The organism is Brevibacillus sp. M2.1A (genome assembly GCF_013284355.2).
Taxonomy (GTDB): domain Bacteria; phylum Bacillota; class Bacilli; order Brevibacillales; family Brevibacillaceae; genus Brevibacillus.
On sequence record NZ_JABSUY020000001.1, the window covers coordinates 1,386,023 to 1,407,257 of the forward strand.

The 21,235-nt window shown below is 46.2% G+C and carries 17 protein-coding genes; 13 read left to right on the forward strand and 4 right to left on the reverse strand.

Going from position 1 to position 21,235, the window contains the following annotated elements; translation table 11 throughout:
* The first annotated feature begins 187 nt into the window (after positions 1-187).
* Positions 188-943 (forward strand): metallophosphoesterase family protein, encoded by a 756-nt coding sequence (locus HP567_RS06775; RefSeq protein ID WP_173610560.1) that lies wholly within the window; start codon positions 188-190, stop codon positions 941-943.
* Positions 944-1,029: 86 nt separating this feature from the next.
* On the opposite strand, the gene HP567_RS06780 is transcribed toward HP567_RS06775, so the two are convergent.
* Both HP567_RS06780 and HP567_RS06785 read right to left on the reverse strand, forming a co-directional pair.
* Positions 1,030-2,646 (reverse strand): DHA2 family efflux MFS transporter permease subunit, encoded by a 1,617-nt coding sequence (locus HP567_RS06780; protein ID WP_173610559.1) that lies wholly within the window; start codon positions 2,644-2,646, stop codon positions 1,030-1,032.
* Positions 2,634-3,083 carry a MarR family winged helix-turn-helix transcriptional regulator gene (locus HP567_RS06785; protein WP_229087946.1) on the reverse strand — a complete coding sequence of 150 codons (450 nt, stop codon included), beginning with the start codon at positions 3,081-3,083 and terminating at the stop codon, positions 2,634-2,636. Before HP567_RS06785 ends, HP567_RS06780 begins: the two co-directional genes overlap by 13 nt.
* Positions 3,084-3,357: 274 nt before the next feature.
* On the opposite strand from HP567_RS06785, the gene HP567_RS06790 reads away from it, so the two are divergent.
* The 3 genes from HP567_RS06790 to HP567_RS06800 all read left to right on the forward strand — a co-directional run bounded on the left by HP567_RS06790 (position 3,358) and on the right by HP567_RS06800 (position 6,439).
* Positions 3,358-5,085 (forward strand): amidohydrolase, encoded by a 1,728-nt coding sequence (locus HP567_RS06790; RefSeq protein ID WP_173610557.1) that lies wholly within the window; start codon positions 3,358-3,360, stop codon positions 5,083-5,085.
* Between the two features lie 186 nt (positions 5,086-5,271).
* Entirely contained in the window at positions 5,272-5,982 is a 711-nt protein-coding gene (locus HP567_RS06795) for an MBL fold metallo-hydrolase (RefSeq protein WP_229087950.1), read from the forward strand.
* Positions 5,963-6,439 carry a GNAT family N-acetyltransferase gene (locus tag HP567_RS06800; protein ID WP_173610555.1) on the forward strand — a complete coding sequence of 159 codons (477 nt, stop codon included), beginning with the start codon at positions 5,963-5,965 and terminating at the stop codon, positions 6,437-6,439. The genes HP567_RS06795 and HP567_RS06800 overlap by 20 nt, the downstream gene beginning before the upstream one ends.
* A gap of 71 nt (positions 6,440-6,510) precedes the next feature.
* Here the strand turns inward: HP567_RS06800 and HP567_RS06805 are convergent, their stop codons facing one another.
* Together HP567_RS06805 and HP567_RS06810 are read right to left on the reverse strand one after the other, a co-directional pair.
* Positions 6,511-7,215 carry a response regulator transcription factor gene (locus HP567_RS06805; RefSeq protein WP_173610554.1) on the reverse strand — a complete coding sequence of 235 codons (705 nt, stop codon included), beginning with the start codon at positions 7,213-7,215 and terminating at the stop codon, positions 6,511-6,513.
* 35 nt (positions 7,216-7,250) lie between these two features.
* Positions 7,251-8,414, reverse strand: coding sequence for a sensor histidine kinase (locus HP567_RS06810; RefSeq protein WP_173610553.1), 1,164 nt, complete (start codon positions 8,412-8,414; stop codon positions 7,251-7,253).
* A 228-nt stretch (positions 8,415-8,642) separates the two neighbouring features.
* Here HP567_RS06810 and HP567_RS06815 point away from each other — a divergent pair, with 228 nt between their 5' ends.
* From HP567_RS06815 to HP567_RS06855, 9 genes are all read left to right on the forward strand, one after another.
* Entirely contained in the window at positions 8,643-9,026 is a 384-nt protein-coding gene (locus tag HP567_RS06815) for a MarR family winged helix-turn-helix transcriptional regulator (protein WP_173610552.1), read from the forward strand.
* A gap of 38 nt (positions 9,027-9,064) precedes the next feature.
* Positions 9,065-12,196, forward strand: coding sequence for an efflux RND transporter permease subunit (locus HP567_RS06820; RefSeq protein ID WP_173610551.1), 3,132 nt, complete (start codon positions 9,065-9,067; stop codon positions 12,194-12,196).
* A 20-nt stretch (positions 12,197-12,216) separates the two neighbouring features.
* Positions 12,217-13,446, forward strand: coding sequence for an efflux RND transporter periplasmic adaptor subunit (locus HP567_RS06825; RefSeq protein WP_173610550.1), 1,230 nt, complete (start codon positions 12,217-12,219; stop codon positions 13,444-13,446).
* A gap of 150 nt (positions 13,447-13,596) precedes the next feature.
* Positions 13,597-15,030 carry a polysaccharide deacetylase family protein gene (locus HP567_RS06830; RefSeq protein ID WP_173610549.1) on the forward strand — a complete coding sequence of 478 codons (1,434 nt, stop codon included), beginning with the start codon at positions 13,597-13,599 and terminating at the stop codon, positions 15,028-15,030.
* A 167-nt stretch (positions 15,031-15,197) separates the two neighbouring features.
* Complete coding sequence (locus tag HP567_RS06835) at positions 15,198-16,205, forward strand: ABC transporter substrate-binding protein (protein WP_173610548.1); 1,008 nt, start codon at positions 15,198-15,200, stop codon at positions 16,203-16,205.
* 177 nt (positions 16,206-16,382) lie between these two features.
* The gene (locus tag HP567_RS06840; RefSeq protein ID WP_173610547.1) at positions 16,383-17,150 is read left to right on the forward strand and encodes an ABC transporter ATP-binding protein; all 768 of its coding nucleotides are present in this window, start codon (positions 16,383-16,385) and stop codon (positions 17,148-17,150) included.
* A gap of 13 nt (positions 17,151-17,163) precedes the next feature.
* Positions 17,164-19,041, forward strand: a complete 1,878-nt coding sequence (locus tag HP567_RS06845; protein WP_173610546.1) for an FtsX-like permease family protein — start codon at positions 17,164-17,166, stop codon at positions 19,039-19,041.
* A gap of 223 nt (positions 19,042-19,264) precedes the next feature.
* Entirely contained in the window at positions 19,265-19,888 is a 624-nt protein-coding gene (locus tag HP567_RS06850; protein ID WP_173610545.1) for a hypothetical protein, read from the forward strand.
* Between the two features lie 321 nt (positions 19,889-20,209).
* Complete coding sequence (locus HP567_RS06855; protein WP_173610544.1) at positions 20,210-21,229, forward strand: ABC transporter substrate-binding protein; 1,020 nt, start codon at positions 20,210-20,212, stop codon at positions 21,227-21,229.
* Positions 21,230-21,235 lie beyond the last annotated feature (6 nt).

Genomic DNA, 21,235 nt, shown 5'->3' on the forward strand with positions numbered 1-21,235 from the left:
CTCTCAAACTTTTTTCATGATTTTTTCAAAATGGCATAGGAAGAGGATGCCTCTCTTCGTTTGATAGAAGGGCATCCTCTTGATCTGTCTGTCACGTAAGCCGCGAAAACTTAAATGGGGCAGGAAATGTACATAATTTTGCAGTAATACTATAAGCATAGATGCTTCGAATTTCGTAAAGGAGTATATGACCTTGAGCCAAAACAACCATTCCATCGCGGTGATCTCCGACATACACAGCAACGCTTATGCATTGGAGGCCGTGCTGCACGACATTGATTCCCGCGGTATTCAAACCATCGTGAACCTGGGCGATACGTTGTTTGGACCGCTTGATCCGATCAAAACGGCAGAGCTCTTAATGGAGCGATCTTCTATTACCCACATCATGGGTAATTGTGACAGATATTTACTGGAAGAGCAAATGGAGTCCATCACGTTCGAATACGTGAAGCCACTGCTGACACAAGAAATGCTTAGTTGGATCGGGGCATTCGAAAAGCAGTGGACGTTGGATGATCTCTTGTTTTGCCACGGCACACCTTTTGCCGATGATGTGTACTTATTGGAGAGTGTCGCTCCATATGGAATCGAAGACAAAAGCGCAAATTCCTTAATGATCGAGCTTACTGGCATTCAGCAACAGGTCATTTTTTGCGGACACTCACATGTGCCCAAATCCGTATGGCTGCCAGATGGCAAGCTCGTGGTAAATCCGGGGAGCGTAGGGCTGCCAGCGTATTTTGAGGAAGCGCCGTACCCGCATTCAATGGAATCGAAGACACCCCATGCCAAGTACGTTACGATAAAAAAACAAGGCGGCTCGTGGTTGGTTGAGCATGTATTGGTTCCGTATGATTTCGAGCAGGCAGCCAGAAAAGCAGAGGAAAACGGACGCAGAGACTACGCCTATGCGATCCGAACGGGAAGAGCAGAGCTGTAGGGTGTCGACCGTCGAGCAGCCAGACATTCTTGCAGATTAACCCCATGAAAAAAAGGAAGAGGACAAGTGCCCTCTTCCTTTTCCTATTAAGCCTTTCCTGCTTCGCCCTCCGGCTTCTGTCCCATCTTCCCACTACGCAGTGGAATTTCCTTCAGGAACAGCGCGATGATGACCGCGATTCCTGCTACAATCGCCCCAGTCAAAAACGTAGTCGTAATTCCATAGCTCATCGCTTCCCGGATCATATCCAGCATGTGAGTAAACAGCGGCTGCAAATCCGGTGGCAGACTAGCCAGCGTGGCTTCAATTTTCGGCTGATCCAACAAATTTTGCGGATTCGTAAAGAGCGACAGCTTCTCTGCCAGGGCAGGATCAGCTGCTGCGGGATTGTTCACCTGACCCATGGCTCCCGACAGTTGCGTCATTTTCGCAGACATGCTGGCACTCATGACGGTTCCCATGACAGCAATTCCAATGGTCCCACCGAGGTTACGGAAAAGCTGCGACGTTGCTGTGGCGACACCCAATTGCTGCGGTGCGACTGCATTTTGCACCGTCAAAGAGAAGACTGGCATCGCAATCCCGATCCCCAAACCGAGAATGATCATGTAGATCACGAGCAAGTAAATCGGTGTGGTTGGCGACATGAAATACATCAGCACCATGCCCAAGGTCATGACGAGAAGTCCACCCAGCGCCATCTTTTTATATTTTCCCGTCTTGGTCATGATTTGTCCGGCGATTGCAGAGGTCGCGAGCATGGCAATCGACATCGGCATCGCCACATAACCAGCCATCGTCGGCGAGATGCCTTTGACCCCTTGGACAAAGAATGGCACATAAATGATAGCGCCCATCATCCCCGCGTTGAGGAAGAATCCGACTAGATTGGAGACAGTAAAAATACTGTTTTTGAACAAGCCCAGCGGAAGAACAGGAGTCTTTACTTTCCTCTCAATCATAATAAACACGATCAACGCAATGATTGTGGCGGCAAACAAACCAATAATTTGCCACGAGCCCCAGGCGTGTTTGCCCGGTCCATTACCTGCCCATGAGAAGGCGAGCAGCATCGGTACGATGGTGAGCGTCAAGAACAGCGAGCCGAAGTAGTCGACAGACTCTCCTTCTTGCTTCGGTACTCTTGGGAAATGAATCATGATCAACAGAAAGGCAATCACGCCAATCGGCAAGAAGATCCAGAACACCCAGTGCCATTCGAGATGGTCGACGATATAGCCGCCCATCAGAGGACCAAGCACACTGGATACACCGAAGACGGCACTCATGATTCCGCCCCATTTGGCACGCTCGCGGGGTTCGTACAAATCACCCATGGCGGTAAAAGCAGTGGACATGATGATCCCTGCACCCGCCCCTTGAATGCCACGATACGTAATCAGTTGAAAAATATCGGTAGAAAACCCGGACAACAAGGCTCCGATACTAAACAACGCGATACCTGTCAAAATAAACGGTTTTCTTCCGTATATATCGGAGAGCTTCCCAACCAGCACAGAAGCGACGGTTGAGGTCAGCAAATAAATCGTAATCGCCCACGAATAGTAATCCATGCCACCGAGCTTCGAGATAATACGCGGCATGGCAACACCAATAATGGTCTGGTTGATCGCGGCAAAAAACATGGCTGTAATAATCGCGATCATAATCGTCACTTTCTTTTTCTCTGTCAGCTGTTGCAATCTTGATTCTCCTCTCTTTGTTGATCTATATTCTTCAGAACCTGGTGATAGATGCGGACTAAGTGTTGTTTGTCTTCATCAGACACGCCTGCAAAAAACTGTTCAATGGTATTTCTCACGATGATTTTATATTTCCGCAGGATTTCTCTTCCTTCATCGGTTATGTCCAGTTGGACGACGCGGCGATCCGTACTGTCACGATTTCGGGTGGCATAGCCGCAAGCAATCAATTTATCAGCGAGACTCGTAACGGCTCCGGGGGTAATATTCATTCGTTCTGCAATAGAAGATGCCTTCTGCGGGCCGCTCATATCTAGGATTCGCAAAAGCATCGCTTGTGATCCTGATACGAGTGGGTCCAAACGCTTGTGTGACTCAGCCGAAACCTTTCGCTGGAGTTGTATATAAAGTTCTTCAAAATTGACTTGGCTTTGCATCGTACCCTCTCCTGTTTTCATTGCTTAATTATATACGGTGTTAAATGTTTACCCCCTAAAACATTTATGAGTATACATCGATTCATGAAGGAGAGTCAAATTAACCTTTTACCAATTTGACCAATTCAAGTGGTCATTATGTGATCAATTTCGTCATAAATCGGGAAATAATACTATTTTTCGACCGGATTTCATGGAATTTTCAGAGTTGCGATGCTACAATCAGTTTTGGCATTCTTTTCATCTTAGATAAATAGATAGGTGGGATCTTAACGTGTTTGGAAAAAAATTAACTAGCGCCTTACTCGCCACAGCGCTGATGAGCCCGATGTCGGCTTTTGCCGCCCAAGAGACAAAACAGCCAGCAGATGTCGTGTTAACGAACGGCGCGGTTTACACAGTGGACAATAAGAACAGCTGGGCGGAGGCCGTGGCTATTCGCGGTGATAAAATTGTCTTTGTCGGCGCAGATGAATATGCGAAAGCACACATTGGCAAGGATACGAAAGTAATCGATCTGAAAGGCCAAATGGTATTGCCGGGCTTTATTGACAGTCATACGCATGCAAGCAAAACGACGGGACTCATTTACTCCATTGATTTATTTAACGGAGGCTCTGTCGAGGAATACGTTGCGACCATCGAGAAATTCGTCAAAGAGCATCCAAATGAACCAGCATTGCAAGGACGCGGCTGGAGCAATCCGGTAGTGCCTGGTATTGGTCCGCGCAAGGAAGTTTTGGATAAAATCGTGCCAACGACTCCAATCGCGTTGACCTCCGATGATGGACATTCTTTGTGGGTGAACTCGGCAGCATTGAAGCTGGCCGGAATCAAGAAGGACACACCAAACCCTGAGGGTGGCATTATCGAGCGCGATCCGAAAACAGGTGAACCATCTGGAACGTTGCGTGAAAGCGCAATGAATCTGGTGCTGTCAAAAATCGGCGGATACACCGTCCAGCAATACAAGTCCGGGATTGAAGCCTACCAGGAAAAAGCAGTTGAACGCGGTGTAACGACAGTGCGCGACCCGGATATGCTACGCTATCCGAACGTATTGGAAGCGTACGAGGAGCTCGCGAAAGAGGACAAGCTGACCATCCGCTTCCGCAATGCGTTGACAGCGAATCCGGAAAAAGGACCTGAGCAGATCGCAGAATTCGTAAAAATCCGTGAGCGTAATCAAAATCAAAATCCGCTATTCCAGGTCAACGCCGTCAAAATCTTTTTGGATGGAGTCGTAGAAGGCGCCACAGCTTACTTGGAAAAGCCGTATGTCCATAAGGAAACAAACGGAGAATTAATCTGGAAGCCAGAGGTTTACAATCAAACCGCTGCCGCAGTAGACAAGGCAGGCTTCCAATTGCACATCCATTCTATCGGGGATGCTTCTACCCGCATTGCACTGGACGGTATGGAGCTCGCTGAAAAACAAAATGGCAAGCACGATGCTCGCCACTCGCTCGTTCACTTGCAACTGGTCAATGAGTCAGACATCGAGCGCTTCAAAAAGCTGGGTGCAGTCGGAATCGTGCAGCCATTCTGGTTTATGCAGGAAGAGGGCTACTACGATGAGATCGAAGTACCGTACTTGGGTCACGAACGCGCAGAAAAAGAATACCCGATGAAGAGCTTCCTGAAAAAAGGGGTGCATGTAGCTTCTTCGTCTGACTACATCGTAACGCCGGAATTCAATCCACTGCATGGCATTCAACAAGGCATTACCCGGGTCGAGGAAGGTGTAACCGATCCGAGCAAAATTGCCAACCCAGACGAGCGTGCGACGCTTGCAGAAATGATCGCCAGCTTCACGATTGATGGTGCTTACGCCAACCACGTGGATGACATCACAGGCTCGATCGAAGTCGGCAAGAAGGCAGATCTCATCGTGCTCGATAAAAATTTGTTTAAAATTCCAGCCACTCAAATCAAAGATGCGAAAGTCGTGCTGACCTTGGTTGAAGGGAAGGAAGTCTATCGTCAGAAGGAAGCAAAGTAAGAGAGGATAGGAATACCTCTCCTTAAACGCGAAACGAGCCTTAGAAGCGATTCTACAGGCTCGTTTTTTTGCAGGGCCTCTCCAAGTTGAAGGCCATTTTTTGTGGACTGACAATCGGGGAGGGGAGGATTCACCCCTGCTTTTAGGGAATCATTCATACGATTCAGATTCAAGCAAATACTGGAGGTGTCCGATTTGACCCAAACAGAAGGAATCAAAACGATCAAACTGGAGATGAACGCAGGAGGCAATCCATTCGTCGTCCACACCGCAGTGCTATGGGATGAAAATGAAGCCATTCTTGTGGATACAGGCATCTCCGGACAATTGGAGCTGATTCAGAACGTACTGGAGCAAGAAGCGATTCCCTTTGAAAAGTTGACGAAAATCATCATTACCCATCAAGACCGGGATCATATCGGCAGCTTGCCAGAAATCGTAGCAGCAGCGGAAGGAAGCGTACAGGTGATTGCTCACGAGGCAGCGATTCCGTATCTGGCTGGAGAAACACCCCTGATCAAAAGCGGGCAGCTGGCTCCTCCGGTAGAAGTCGATCATGCCGTACAGGATGGCGATGTTCTCCCATACTGTGGCGGTATACAGGTGATTTATACGCCCGGTCATTCCCCCGATCACATCTCTTTGTATCATATTCCGAGCAAGACGCTGATTTCTGGAGACGCCCTCACAGCACAAGATGGGGTACTGATGCCTTTCAATCCCGAATTCACACCAGATCAAGCGACAGCTCTGCAATCGATCCGCAAACTGCTCGAGTTCGATATAGAGACAGTGATTGCCTATCATGGTGGCGTTTGTACAGGGGGTATCAAACAACGGTTAGCAGAGATCGTAGCAAAGGAGGGCCTGAATTCAGATGAACATCCGCAGAGGTAAAGGACAAGAAGCAAGCGAACTGAGCAAGCTAGCCTATCGCTCCAAAGCTTATTGGGGATACAGTGATGAATTCATGGAGGCCTGTCGCGAAGATCTGACGCTATCATCTGCCTATATCGAGACACAGGAAGTATATGTGTTAGAGGATGAGGGCAGCATCAAAGGCTTCATGAGTTTGGAAAAGGATGCAGAGCAGGAGCAGTGGCTATTAGGCTTTTTGTTCCTGGAACCGGAGGCAGTAGGAAAAGGTTATGGAAAGGCTCTGTGGCAGCATATGGTGGAGGTGGCACAAAAGCTGGATATCCCAGTCATCACCATCCACAGCGACCCGTACGCAGAACCGTTTTACTTGTCGAGAGGGGCAAAGCGAGTAGGAGAAATCGCGTCTACCGTGTTCCCAGGAAGAGTATTACCGCTGTTGGAAGTGGAGATCGGAAAGGTACAGAGTATGGAATAGCTGCAGTCTATTCCAATCAGTTATCAACGCTCAAGCATGCTTTACATGCTTGGGCTTTTTTGTTTCCTTCCCTATTTCACGATTTTATACCGGATCGCCTTGGCAACTGCTTGTGTACGATCTTCTACGCCCATTTTTTGCAAGATCCGATGGATATGCGTCTTGACGGTTCCCCCTGAGATGAGTAAGTGCTGCGCAATTTGATCGTTGCGTTTGCCGTAGGATAGCTGCTCAAGTACGTCCCGCTCTCGATCAGTCAACTGATCAAGCATGACAAGGGGTGGAAGCGAGTCACAGTCAGCATCAGAGTCAGGTTCGTGATTCTTTTGTTGAAACTGTAGAACCTCCGCTAGAGCCTTGGCAGCTGTAGCCGTGTAAAACAGTGCCTCTCCCTGATGGGCCCTGCGAATGAGGTCCAACATATCCTGTGAATCGGAATCCTTTAGCATATAGCCGACAGCACCAGCACGAATACCGTCTACAATGTAATCGTACGTGTCAAATGTTGTGAGGATTAAAACTTTTATCGAAGGATGGAGTCGAGTGATTTCTCGTGTTGCATCAATTCCTGACATATTCGGCATTTGTACATCCATTAAGACTACATCAGGAATGATTTCTCCTACGATCTTCACGGCTTCTTCCCCATTGGAAGCTTCCCCGCTTACTTCCATATCCTTTTGCATACTGATGACATATCCCAATCCTTGACGGATCATCGTTTGGTCATCGACCAGGACCACACGAATGGTCTCTTTTTTGTTTTGATTTTCCACGCTGGCATTCCTCCTTATATACTGCTATTTGCTTTTCAAAGCGGAAAGCTGATGTCAATTTGAAAGCCGTGGGGCTCTCGAATGGAATAGGAAAGGTCCCCGTTTAGTTGCTTGGTTTGTTCTGCGATACCTGTTAAACCTGCGCCCAGCTTGATTTGATGATGATTCGTCATACTCCCATTGTCCCAAATAGCCAGGAATAGATAGTTTTGTTTTTTTTCAATCGTTATGAAAATTTCTGTTGCATCAGAATGTCGTATGGAATTGGTAATCGCTTCTTGGAGAATCCGGTAAAGCGTAATGGTCATCTGCTGAGAGAGAGGAATGTCTGGATTGGGACTGATCAGCTGCATTTTGATGTCGGTATGCTGTTGGGCTCGTGATAAGAGTATGCGCAGCGGTGTGATTCCCAGAGAAGATTTGTCTGCAGCCAATGTATGTACAGACGAGCGTATATCATCGAGGCTTTGCTTGGATACCGTAAGCATGTCTCGGACAGCCTCCTGTGCGTCACTCGGTCCTCCTTGCAGCATGTATTTCAAAGCATTCAATTGAACGATTAACGATGTGAGACTGTGCCCCAAGGCGTCGTGAACATCGCGGGCGATTCTGGTCCTCTCTTCGAGGACAGCGGCACGAAGTGTATTCACAGAGGCCTCTTGAAGTTCAGAATGAGCTTCCTGGAGTTCAACATGCGCCTCTTGCAATTGTTTTAGATGCTGTTGACTCGATTCCTTTGCTTGATTTTGAAGAGATAATCCTCGTGCGCCGATATACCATCCGATATAGGCCACGACATAGCCGATTACTTCCTCAAAAATATTGCCTTTATAAAAGTACATGTAAGAAAAAGAGCATGTGCCAAAAAAAATCGCATAGTACAATCCGCGGCGTTCAAGAATGTGATAACCAATAAAAGCTACCAATGGCAAGGATAGACCGATCTCTTCTCCTACATATAGAACTTTTATAAATGACACAGTACCAAGAACGATAATGGCGATGTCTTTTTGAAGTGGTTTCCAATTCTTTTTGGGTCTCAGAAACATCAGCAAGAAGCAGAAGATGATGATCAGAGAGATGATAAATGGAATGGGGGGTTCATGGATGTAAGCTGTTGGAATGAGAAAAAATGAGATCAATACAAAAAAACAAATGAGCAGGAAACGGGAGCGTAAAGATGCAGTTGAAGCGTTCAAGAAGACAACCTCCTTTCTTGGAATACGTACCCATTATAGTTTCATTTTAGCATGCGCTGTCGTCTATCTCCGGGTGTACGGTCTTCTATCTCTGGATAGATAAAATCAAATTCCACAATTTGACTGCCCGATAGACTTCGGGGACGAATCGTATAAGTACAATTTGATCTGTGGAGGGGAACACCCCAAACGATAGTCCGAAAAATAGACAATGGGTAGGAGGCTTTTATGAACGAACTGTTTCAGTTAGCGAAGATTCTACGTGAAACGAGCACCGTATTTTCCACTCTTTCCATGCAAGCATTGGATTCAAGTGATATCACTTGGCAACAAGTTCTCATTCTGGAGCAAATCGCGATCAGCCCGAAAACAATGGGAGAAATCAGCAAGGCGATTGATCTTTCCTATAGTACGACCTCAGGCTTAATCAGTCGGTTGGAACAGATGAACTTGGTGCGCAGATTTCGTGATAAATCGGATCGGAGAATTGTGTGGGCAGCATTGACGGAGCGTGTACCAGCGAATTGGACGTGTCAAGAAGGAAGTGCTTGCACACCTGCTTCCCTGCATTCCTTGCGCGAGCTTATTTTGGAGAAAGAAATACTGAGCTGATACGCTGAGCTCCCTACAAAAGAAGAGGTGAGAAAATTTTGAATATATCCGAACTGTCCATTAAACGTCCGGTCACGATGATTATGATATCCATAGCCATCTTCATTTTTGGTTTGGTTACCTTTCCTCGCTTGGCTATTGAATTGATGCCATCACTGACTTCACCGGTCGCCGTAGTTGTTACCTCTGTTGAGGGGGCGGCTCCAGCCGAGGTAGAAAAGCTTGTTACCAAACCGATCGAAAATGCATTAGGCACGGTTCCGAATTTAGACAAGGTCACATCAACCTCTGTGAACGGCTCCTCCTCGGTCATCCTCCATTTCAAGTGGGGAACCGACATGGATCAAGCGACACTGAATATGCGAGATAAAGTAGATTTGGTCCGAGGGAGCTTGCCTGAATCAGCTGGTTCACCAAGGGTTTTGAAATTTGATCCGACAAGCCAGCCGATCATTGATCTGGCTGTAACTGGCGATCAAGATGTCAACAAACTGAAAAAAATCGCGGATGATGTAATTAAGGCCCGCTTGGAACGAATTAACGGTGTTGCTTCTGTCACTGTCACCGGTGGGCAAGAGCGAATTGTCGATATCATCGTGGACCCAGCCAAACTAGCCGCCTATGGATTGACATTGGATCAAATAAAGGCAGCACTTGAAAACAGCAATGTATCCGGATCAGCTGGTGCGATTCGGGAAGGTGACGCAAAAACCAGTATTCGCGTGCAAGGAGAATTCACCAATGTGGACACCATTGCACTCACGCCGATCTCTGTCGGTGGGAGCTTCATCCGATTGAGTGATATTGCCAACGTAACAGACACCATCAAAGAAGTAACCAATCTGAGCTACATTGATGGAAAGCCAAGCTTGGGAATTTCCGTGATGAAAGGCACAGGCGGTAATACGATCAAAATCGCAAAAGACGTAAAGGCTGAGCTGGAGAAGATTAATAGCACGCTTCCAGCAAATGTAGAAACAAGCATCGTTCTCGATACCTCTACCTATATCCAGAGTTCCGTTGACAACACGATAGTACATGCTCTTGCAGGTGGTGCCATTGGCGTACTCATGCTGTTCTTCTTCTTGGGCAGTCTGTCGTCTATGCTCATTGCGGTCATTGTCCTGCCTGTATCGATCATATCAACCTTCCTCTTGATGTATATGACAGGTCAAACAATCAACTTGATTTCCTTGGCAGGTCTCACGCTCGGATTGGGATCATTAGTGGACTTCGCGGTTGTTATGCTGGAGAACATTTTCCGTCAGCGGGAACAAGGTAAGGGCATGATGGAAGCGGCATTGGTCGGTTCCAAAGAGGTAGGAACCGCGGTAATGGCATCCGCATTGGCACAAATTTGCGTATTCTTACCGATTGCGCTGACAGAGGGGATTGTTGCTGAGCTTTTCGCACCGTTAGCGTTGACGGTCGTTTTCTCACACATCGCAGCACTTGTTTTCACTTTCTTGCTGGTTCCGATGATGAGTGCTCGGATGTTAAAAACGGTACCGGAGCATACGAATCACGAAAACTATCGCGGCTTCAATCCAATAATCTGGTTTAATATCGGATTCCATAAAGTGGAGAAGGGTTATCAAAGGTTGCTCAAATGGGCATTGGGTCATCGGAAAACGGTGATCGGATCTGCTTTTGCCATGTTGATTGGCTCATTGATGTTAGTTCCCTCTCTCGGAGCAGGTTTTTTCCCAGATATGGACCAAGGGTTAATCCAGGTAGAGATCAAGCTGCCAAAGGGTACTGTCTTGACGGAAACAGAAAAAGTAATGAAGCAAGTAGAAGAAGTGGTCAATCAAGTGCCAGAAAAGAAATTGGTCAAGTCCTCTGTCGGGGGTAGCGACGGTATTTCAGAGAGCGGTGCATCTACTTCTCATAACGCAACGATCGAACTTCACGTAGGAGAGATTTCTACGAGACAGCGATCGACAGAGGAAATTGCTGTGGGCCTGCAAGAGCAAGTCAAGCATATTGCAGGTGCAGATATCAAGGTGAAATCCCTTTCCGGTGGTATGGGGGGCGGAGCAGCCATCTCGATTGAAATTCGCGGAGATGATCTGGACGTCTTAACGGAACTGAGTGAGATTGTGAAAGGAGAAATAGCCAAGGTACCGGGAACGATCAACGTATCTACCAGTGTTCAGGAAATGAGTCAGGAGTTCGATGTGAAGGTCAATACAGAGAAGGCGAGCTTGTACGGAGTGACAACAAATGAAATCCTTTCTGCTGTGCGAACTTCTTTCCAAGGTCAAACGGTTACCCAGTATCGTACGGGCGAAGATGAAATTGATATCAATCTCAAACTGCCAGAACATTATAAGGAAGATATCAATTACTTGAAGAATCTGCGCATTTCCACGCCAACAGGCGCTCAAATCAGCCTCACTTCCGTGGCGACCATTAGCAAAGTCGATGTACCACCATCGATTGAGCGCAAAAACATGACGCGCGAAGTGACAGTCACAAGCGATTTGATTGGGGATAACCTGCAAGCGGCCGCGACGGAAGTTACGAATATCATCAATAAGTTGAATGTTCCAGACGGATATACCATCGAAATGGGCGGGCAGAGCGAGGATATGGGAAATTCTTTTGTGAATCTGGGTCTTGCGATTATCTTGTCTGTCGTGCTTGTGTACATGGTCATGGCTGCTCAGTTTGAATCGCTTTTCAGTCCATTTATTATCATGTTCTCGGTTCCTCCGAGCCTTACTGGGGTTATACTGGGGCTTTTGTTTACAGGCACGCCTATTACCGTATCTGTTTTGATCGGGTACATTTTGCTGATCGGTCTGGTTGTGAACAATGCGATTGTGCTAATCGATTTGATCAATCAGTTGCGTGCAAAAGGTTGGGAGCTACATGAAGCGATTTTACATGCAGGACCTGCTCGTCTGCGCCCAATTTTGATGACAACTCTCACAACCATTATGGCCATTGCTCCTCTATCGGTTGCTGCTGGGTCTGGTTTGGAACTGCAAGCGCCAATGGCTACTACCGTCATGTATGGTTTGATTTTCTCCACCATGATCACACTCGTACTCGTACCTGTGGTTACCGTATGGTTTGATGAGATGGGACAAAAGAGACGCAACAAACGCAAGCAAAAGCAGGAAAAGAAAAGCCTTACCACTTTGGAATCGACAAATGCATGAGAAAAGAGGAGGAACCATTCATGATCATAAATAAAAGAATCGCGATTGTGGCGCTACTTTCCCTTACCTTGATCACAGGCTGCGCAAGTCAGGAAGAGGCCGCGACGACTGCTGCCCCACCAGCAGAAACGGTTACCCCTGTACAGGTTGCAACGGTGGCACAAGGCATGGTCACTTCTGAGGCTGGACTCACTGCAAAATTGGCACCGAGTGAGGAAGTCCAAATGTCACCAAAAACCGGTGGGAAAATTGCGTCTCTGCCCGTAAAGCTGGGTCAGGCTGTAACAAAAGGACAATTATTGTTTACACTCGATACGAATGAGCTCTCTAACAGCGTAAGAGAACAAGAAGCAGCTCTCCGTGTGGCAAAAGCGAACTTAACCCAAGCAGGCAGTACTTCTAACCAAAGCTTGGTGGAAGCACAAAATGATTTGACAGAAGCAGAGCGAGCGCTTGCTGACGCCAAACTGAATCAACAACGTAATCAGAAGCTGCTCGCAGAGGGAGCGATTGCTACTGAGAAAATGGAAGAGGCTAATACAACGCTCACAAAAGCCCAAATTTCCTATGACAATGCAAAGCAGAAGCTGCAAAGCGCGAAACAAAAAACGGGTGTGCAAGTATCGGCGGCAAGTGTAACGGAGTCCGAGGTCAGGCTGCAAAACGCTCGTGAGCAATTGGCAAATGCAAAGGTTGTCTCCCCCATCGACGGATTTGTCGCAAGCGTGACTGGGGCAGTGGGACAGATGGCAGGCCAGCAACCTATTGTGACCGTCGTCAAAACGAATCCACTTGTGGTCAAAGCGAATTTGTCCGAAGCAGATGTGACGAAAGTAAAAGTAGGAGCAGTCGTCAAAGTAAACGTGCAGTCTACAGGCAAAACGATTGATGCAAATGTAACGGCGATTAGTCCTGTCATGGATTCGCAGCTCAAGGCCTATCCAGTAGAAATCACGATCCCGAATGCTTCCAATGAATTGAAGTCCGATATGGTCGTGAATGTTACCTTCCCGCAAAGCTCAGAAGGAGCGAAGTCACTGGTCATTCCTCGCAAGGCCGTATTTGAGCGTGAAGGCAGACAATACGTGTTCAAGCTGGAAGGGGAAGCAGCCAAGCAAGAGGAAGTGTCGACGGGCAACTCGACAAGCGAGTTGATTGAAGTAGTATCCGGCCTAGCGAATGGAGATAAAGTCGTGGTAAAAGGTCAGACGCTGCTTGTGGATGGCGGAAAGGTGAGTATTCAGGAGTAGTTAATAGGAAAGAAAAAGGGGCGGAGCAGATCCGCCTTTTTTTGTTATGAAATGGAAAGAAAATCTACTCTACCAAAAATGCCAAACAGAGTATAATTTTAGCTATGATTAATTTCGACATCAAAGAAATGAAGGGATAAGGAGTCATACATGATTATATCCGCCAAACTATCCAAAGGAATGGCACTGCTCATGACAGTCGTGCTCGTCTCTGGATGCTCGATGTTTGCGAGCAAAGAAGAATCCACTGAGCGCCTGAAGATAGAGAAGAAACAGAAAATCACTCGATACACGGGTGAAAAAAGCAAGGCGCTACCTTATGTATACACGGGGCGCAAGGAACTGGCTCTGACGTTTAACGGCATGGGCGACGATAAAATGATGAAAAGTCTTTTGGAGCAGCTAGATGCTCATAAAATAAAAGCTACCTTTTTTCTCCCTGGTATGCGTGTCGCCGAGGAGCCAAACATCGCCAAGGACATTTTGGCCCGCGGTCATGAAATCCAAAACAACACATTGAATCAATTGGATATGAGCAAGCTCAGCTACGAGCAAATATATCGAGAGATTCAGTTGAGTAATGAGGTAATCAAACGCGAGACGGGTATTTCACCTCGCTATGTGAGGACCAAATCTGGCGATGTGACAGATGACGTTCGTTTGGCAGCCGCCCATCTCGGGATGGAAGCGGTCGTCAGCTACAATATCAACCCGAAGGACCGTGATTTGCAAAAAGACGCCAAAACTATTGGAGATTACATAACACGCTACATGTCCAGAGGCAGCATTATCTCACTCAATACAGACATCAATCCTGAGGTGATCCCAGCCATTCCGATGATCGCCAAGGCAGCAGCGGATATCGGCTATCAGTTTGTCCCGCTCAGTGAGATGGTGAAAAACGGCGGTGAACGCAAGCCGCTGGAACAAATTCCAGGCTTTGACGCAGCAAAATTGAACCCGCAATTTGAAAATGCCGAGTACGAGATCATCTCTCAGGTCGACACAAATAAAAAACAGATCGCGCTAACCTTTGATGACTGGGGAAGCGACAAAACCGTAACGAAACTATTGGACATTTTGGCAGAGCATAATGTAAAAGCGACGTTCTTCTTGCGGGCAAAAGGGGTGGAGAACAATCCGAATTTGGCGAGAGCGATGGTAGAAAGTGGCCATGATGTGGCCAACCATTCGTATAGCCATCCAGTCATAACGACGCTGACACCAGAAGAATTGCAAAAGGACGTGGTCAAAGCACATCAAGTCATTACCGAAGCGATCCAACAGCAACCTGTCATGCTGTTCCGTCCGCCGACTGGCGTAGTAGACGATCACACAGCCAAAGTGATAGCAGCTACGGGATACAAGGTCATTGCGTTGTACGATGTCACCACATTGGATTGGGACAAGAAAAACAGCGCCCAAGATATTGTAAATGGCGTCATGAGCAGAACGAAAAATGGCAGTGTCATTTTGCTGCATATGCTCGATGACATCCACACGATTGAGGCACTCCCGGTTGTACTGGAAAGCTTGAAAAGCAAAGGCTACACCTTTGTAAAGATGGACGATATGCTTAAATAAAGCCGCTTTGGCAACTAATCTCTTTCTCAGAAAGGGATTTTTTTTGCCTTTTTCGCAAAGCTGGGGGCGATTGACAGTAAAAATACTCTTTGTTATAGTTTTGTCGATAATGATAATCAATATCGATAATATATCTATTTTACAAACGTACATAAGGGAGGCCCATCATGCTTACGAACAAAACAGTCAAAGCTGTCCTTGCTGTCATTTTTGTGTTCTCGCTTTTTTTGACGGCATGCGGTGGAGCAAATACGGCAACGCAAGCACCCGCCACGGATTCTGCTTCCAAGCCAGCTGACAAGTCAACAGAAGCCCCTACGGTAAACAAAATGCGCAGTATCGAAACACCAAAAGGGACCATTCAAATTCCTGACAAGCCACAACGTATTGTGACGGACTACTACGCAGGCGAGCTGATTGCAGTAGGTGGAAATGTAATCGGTGCAGAGACGGAAGCTTTCAAAAGCCCGTTTACCGTGGAACAATTAAAAAATGCGCAGGACGTAGGTAGCCCGCGGATCAATGTGGAGAAAACGTTAGAGCTCGCTCCTGACCTTATCGTCGTCATGTATGATGACAATTATGAAGCCTTGTCCAAAATCGCTCCAACCGTTTATCTCCCGTATGGTACGGCGACAAACATTTACGATACGGTCAAATTGTTCGGAGAAGTGGTTGGCGATAAAGAAAAGGCAGACAAGTTCATTGCAGACTTTGACAAGAAGGCTGCCTGGGGTCGCGAAAAGCTGAAAGGCATCGTGGATGAGAACGCGACGGTTGGTCTCTACGAGCTGACGAACAAAGGAGATTTGTGGATTTTCGGCGATCACGCAGGTCGCGGTGGTCAAACCGTGTACAATGCATTGAAGCTGAAAATGCCGCACGCAAACAAATCCAAAGAGCAAACCGTACAGCTGTCCATGGAAACCTTGCCAGAATACGCTGCGGATTACATGTTCGTTACTTTCTACAATCCGGAAAAAAATAGCGAAGCCTTGAAAACCTTACAGGAGTCCGCTGTCTGGAATGCCACCCCTGCGGCGAAAAAAAATCAGATTTTCTACAACGACTACGATACATTCTATCGCTATGACCCAATTGCGATCACAGCACATATCGATATGTTCGTAGATATGCTGATCAAAAGGCATGAAGAGAACAAGAGCAAAAAATAGATCACAAGAAAAGGTCATCCCTCGCCGGATGACTTTTTTTCGTCTCACGTAATAAACCTTACAAAATGTAAAGAAAACTGTAAGGAACATCAATAGCTCCTATTCTGGAATTTGGTTACAGTTGATAGCGACAGAAACAACGAGCGCTAGCCAATAGATAGAATGGAGGAACGTAGAATGAGTACTGCTGTACTAGAAGTGAAAGACGTTCAAAAAATATATGGGACAAAAGGTGAAAGCCAATCGCATGCCTTAAAAGGCGTATCGATGACCATAGCCAAAGGTGAATTCGTAGGAATCATGGGGCCATCCGGTTCGGGTAAAACAACTCTGCTCAACGTGATTTCTACACTGGATCGTCCAACAGAAGGCTTTATTGAAATTGCGGGAACGAACATTACACAGATGAAGCGTAATCAGCTTGCAGATTTTCGCTCACAAAAGCTCGGTTTCATTTTTCAAGATTTCAACCTGCTAGAGAATTTGTCCGTGTATGAGAACATTGCATTGCCACTGTCTCTGCAAGGAGTCCCTTCCAAAGAGATCAGCACCAAAGTAAGTAACGTAGCACAAACACTCGGGATCGAAGAGATTTTGCAAAAATATCCGGTTCAAATTTCCGGGGGACAAAAACAACGTGCCGCAGCAGCACGCGCACTTGTGCATGATCCTGCGATTTTGCTGGCGGACGAACCGACGGGCGCTCTCGACTCGAAGAATGCAAAAAGCTTGCTGGAAACGATGACAGATTTGAACGAGAACCACCAGGTATCCATCATGATGGTTACGCATGACGCCTTTTCCGCGAGCTATTGCAAACGGATCTTGTTCATTCAGGACGGCAAATTGTACACCGAGATTCAACGTACGGGGGATCGTCAGCAATTTTTTAAACAAATTCTGGATGTACTGGCCGAGCTAGGTGCATCACATGATGTACGCTAGGAGGTAACGTTTCATGCTTTTCAAGCTATCCTTGTCCAGTATGCGGAAGATGATGAAGGACTATCTGGTTCTGCTCGTGGGTCTGGTCATCTCCATTTCGATTTTTTACATGTTCCAGACGCTTGCCCTCAATTCTGATTACACGAAGAACAACGCGATGATTTCTTCGATTCAGATCGTTTTCAATGTAGGGGCATTCCTGCTGGCGTTTATCACGATTTTTTATATCTTCTATGCCAACTCATTCCTACTCTCACTGCGGCGCAAAGAGCTTGGAATGTACATGGTCTTGGGGGCGAAGAAGGGGAAAATCAGCCAGATTTTGTTCCTGGAAACATTGACGATGGGGATCATTTCCCTGGTGATCGGTAGTCTGGTTGGTATTGCACTTGCAAGCGGCATCGGCGTCTTGCTCATGAACCTGCTGGAGATTTCTACGGATGGGTACTATCCTTTTTATCTTCCAGCCGTTTGGATGACATGGGGATTCTTCCTCATCCTGTTTATCATCACATCCACGATCAATGCGACTCGTTTGGCTCGTGCTACTGAGCTCGCTCTCATCCGTGCCGAGCAACAAAATGACCAAATCAAATCAAAAGGAATCGGAGCCGTTTTGGTAGCCATCCTTGGCGTGATCCTGTTGGCTCTGGGCTATACATGCTTGCACTTGATTATGTACCTGCAAGCTCTCGGCTTTATCGTAGGCGCTATTTCATGCACAGTCGGGACGTACTTGATATTCATCTCGCTGTTGCCAGTGCTTGTACAGGCTTTGAAGAAAAATAAAAAGCTGAATGATAGTAAGCTGAACGCATTCACTTTTGCTCAGCTGCGTTTTCGGGTGAACAACCTGACCAAAATTCTTGGTACAGTTGCCATGCTGATCGGGCTTGGTGTCGGGGCGATGGCAGGGGGCTTGGCCTTCCAGCAAAACGTCAATTTGTTTACCTCGGTATTCCATGTGTATGACATGAATCTGCATGATCCGGTTGAAGCGGATTATGAGGCACTGAAAAAAATGAACGTCCTAACGCAAAATACGTATCGATACAAAGTCGACGACAAGGCATATTACTACTTGAAGGAAGATTTGCTGGCAAATCCGCTGCTGATTTCCACGAACAGCATTCAAAATTACTCTGCTGACAACAAGCCAAAACTTGTGACAGATCCGCTTCCAAAAGAGACGTATATCGTTAGTTCGTCAAAAGATGACAAAGGTAAGTACGATGCTGTTCCTGAGGATTGGGACAAAGCGATATTCACCAATTTTATCAACTACCAAATGATTGAGGGCAAATCCGTTCTGGTTGTGGATCAGGCGACGTATGAGAAAACCGCTGGAAGTGAACACAAGGTTCTCCTTGCCCAGGTTGACGACTATTTGAAATACACGCACGAATTAAAAGAAATGGATGAACGTCAAAAGCAGTTGATTGGGTCTATCGCAAATGTGGAAGCGAAAGACGTATACACTTCTTCCAAATACAGCACGTATGCGGGGATGTATATTTTCACAAGCGGAACGATGTTCATGGGCTTCTTCCTCGGAATTGCTTTCCTTGCGATGATGGCGAGCTGCCTGATGTTCAAAATCTTGTCGGGTGCTTCCCGTGACAAAGATCGTTACAGTATGCTGAGAAAAATCGGCGTACGTCGATCGTTGCTCGTAGGTTCGATCTATAAAGAGCTGTTCATGGTTTTCATTTTCCCGGCGATCATCGGTCTGATGCACGTATTGATCGGTATGGAGATGTTCTCGTTCATCCTTTTGGATCCGTACCTGAACATCTGGATTCCGACGCTGATTTTCGTTGTAATCTATGCGATTTACTATTACATCACGGTTCAGCTTTATCGTGGAATTGTGTTGCCGAAAGAAGCGTAATGTTAATCGAAAAAATCCTCCTCATTTGAGGGGGATTTTTTGTCTTTTAAACGGACCGTTATAAGCAAAGGACCATTCAACTTGCTAAAGGGACAAAAACATGGGGTAAGCTATATGACCAAAGAACTTTAATAAAAATTTTAAGTTTACCCCACCTTATATTTTAGAAATTTTTTCTAACTTATACCTAGGAAAGAAATCATAAACGCGAAGGAGAATTGGTATGAAAATAAACCTTAAAAAAACATCCGTACGTTTGGCAGCTTTAGGATTGGCTACTGCGATTTCCCTATCTGGAGCTTTAGCAGTAAGTGCAAATGAAAACCCAACTCAAAAGACTGCAGCTCAAAACCAAGAATTGTATGCAGGAATTTACAAAAAGCTCTCAGCTTCCGAAGCTCTTGCCGACAAGGCTGTGAAAGCAGCAATCGATCAAGTCTATGTACAGTTTCCAGAAACAAAATCTTATGAGATCACTGCTTATCAAGATGTGGTTTCAAAAGGTGAGTATGATAAGTATGTTATTAGACTTGAAAAAGATTCAAAAAACTTTTTTCACTTTGCAGTAGATTCGAAAACGGGGAACCTTAGCTATACCATACAATCATTGGATGCTGCTACAGTTCTATCATACCCAAATGTAAAACCCGGGGTAGATAAATTCTATGCCTCACATCCAGAAGCAAAATCCTATGTGATTTCAAGTGCCAATATTGTAGACAACTTTGTAGGCAAATTTAGCAGATATAACCTTACGTTTACTGGAAAAGATCCCAAACAATCTATCACTATTGGAATAGATATGAAAACGGGAGAGATTATTCCTACGAAGAAACAAGAGCTCTAATCTGCTATCTTTGTTTGTTGTAGACTGAACCTGTTGAGATGCCAAAGTTGTTTTGGAGTGAGGGCTATCTAGAAAGTCGGCTTAGACTGACTTTCTAGATAGCCCCTTTACGGTTTATCACTACCATAAGGCTTTGGATTTTGGAACTATCCGACCCATTAGCGAATGATCCTGCGAGCCTAAGACTTTGAACACATCTCACCGTTGACAAAGAAAATGATAATCATTATCATAATCAATGTTCGATTGGAAATCATGACCATCATGCAACATCTTTTCTCATTCGAAGTAACACCTAGAAAAGTAAGGGGGAATTTTTTCATGCGTCTTATGAAATTACCAGTGATGCTTGTATTTTTGTCTGCGATGCTGCTACTCGCTGCTTGCGGCAATGCAGGGTCAACTTCACAATCTGGTTCCAACCAAGCTGCTACAGCTCAGCCTGACGCGGCGAAGCCGGCTGAAGAGCAAGTGCGCACAGTGAAGCACATGATGGGAGAGTCGACTATCAAAGGCACTCCAAAGCGTATCGTTGCATTGGAATGGAGCTCAGCAGAGCATTTGTTGGCTCTTGGTATTCAGCCTGTAGGGATTGCAGATATTCCAAATATGAAAAAATGGGTCAAACTCCCGGTGGAAATTGCTCCAGAAGTAGTGGATGTAGGGAGTCGTACTTCCCCAAACCTGGAATCGATCATGATGTTGAAGCCAGATTTGATTATCGGTATTAAAAGAAACGTGGAAGCCAATTACGACGAAATGAGTAAAATTGCTCCAACGATTGCTTTTGATACGAATCCTGCTGAAGGTCAGGGATCACAGTATGATCGAATGATCGAGATCTTCAAGCAAATTGCGGATATTACGGGTAAAAATGCTGAAGCCGAAGCCGCTTTGAAAGACCTCGACAAGACTTATGCGGAAGCAAAAGAAAAGCTGACCAAGGCTGGTGCAGATAAAGTTCCATTCGTCCTCGCGATGGGGTACAGCAGTCAAAATGCGGTAGAATTCCGTTTGTCTACGGACAACTCTACAGCAGCAAGCATCTTGATTCATATCGGTCTGACAAATAAGTATAAGCCCAAGAAATTTGAGCAAACAGGAATGACACTGGCAGATGTGGAGGCACTTCCAGCGTTGCAGGATGCGAATTTCCTCCATATCATTCAAAATGATGATAACGTGATTGAGAATCAATTGAAGAACAACCCGGTTTGGAACGGCCTTACTTTTGTGAAAGAGAATCGCGTCTATGCTCTGGGCGGAGATCTGTGGCCGTATGGTGGTACCATGTCTGCAAAGATTCTCGCGAATAAAGCTGTTGATCTGTTGGCAAAATAATGAGTT

Excerpts from the sequence above, each read along its gene's own strand:
- HP567_RS06775 (WP_173610560.1), top strand. The coding sequence starts at position 188 with ATGACCTTGAGCCAAAACAACCATTCCATCGCGGTGATCTCCGACATA.
- HP567_RS06785 (WP_229087946.1), bottom strand. The coding sequence starts at position 3,083 with ATGCAAAGCCAAGTCAATTTTGAAGAACTTTATATACAACTCCAGCGA.
- HP567_RS06800 (WP_173610555.1), top strand. The coding sequence starts at position 5,963 with ATGAACATCCGCAGAGGTAAAGGACAAGAAGCAAGCGAACTGAGCAAG.
- HP567_RS06815 (WP_173610552.1), top strand. The coding sequence starts at position 8,643 with ATGAACGAACTGTTTCAGTTAGCGAAGATTCTACGTGAAACGAGCACC.
- HP567_RS06825 (WP_173610550.1), top strand. The coding sequence starts at position 12,217 with ATGATCATAAATAAAAGAATCGCGATTGTGGCGCTACTTTCCCTTACC.
- HP567_RS06830 (WP_173610549.1), top strand. The coding sequence starts at position 13,597 with ATGATTATATCCGCCAAACTATCCAAAGGAATGGCACTGCTCATGACA.
- HP567_RS06835 (WP_173610548.1), top strand. The coding sequence starts at position 15,198 with ATGCTTACGAACAAAACAGTCAAAGCTGTCCTTGCTGTCATTTTTGTG.
- HP567_RS06840 (WP_173610547.1), top strand. The coding sequence starts at position 16,383 with ATGAGTACTGCTGTACTAGAAGTGAAAGACGTTCAAAAAATATATGGG.
- HP567_RS06845 (WP_173610546.1), top strand. The coding sequence starts at position 17,164 with ATGCTTTTCAAGCTATCCTTGTCCAGTATGCGGAAGATGATGAAGGAC.
- HP567_RS06850 (WP_173610545.1), top strand. The coding sequence starts at position 19,265 with ATGAAAATAAACCTTAAAAAAACATCCGTACGTTTGGCAGCTTTAGGA.
- HP567_RS06855 (WP_173610544.1), top strand. The coding sequence starts at position 20,210 with ATGCGTCTTATGAAATTACCAGTGATGCTTGTATTTTTGTCTGCGATG.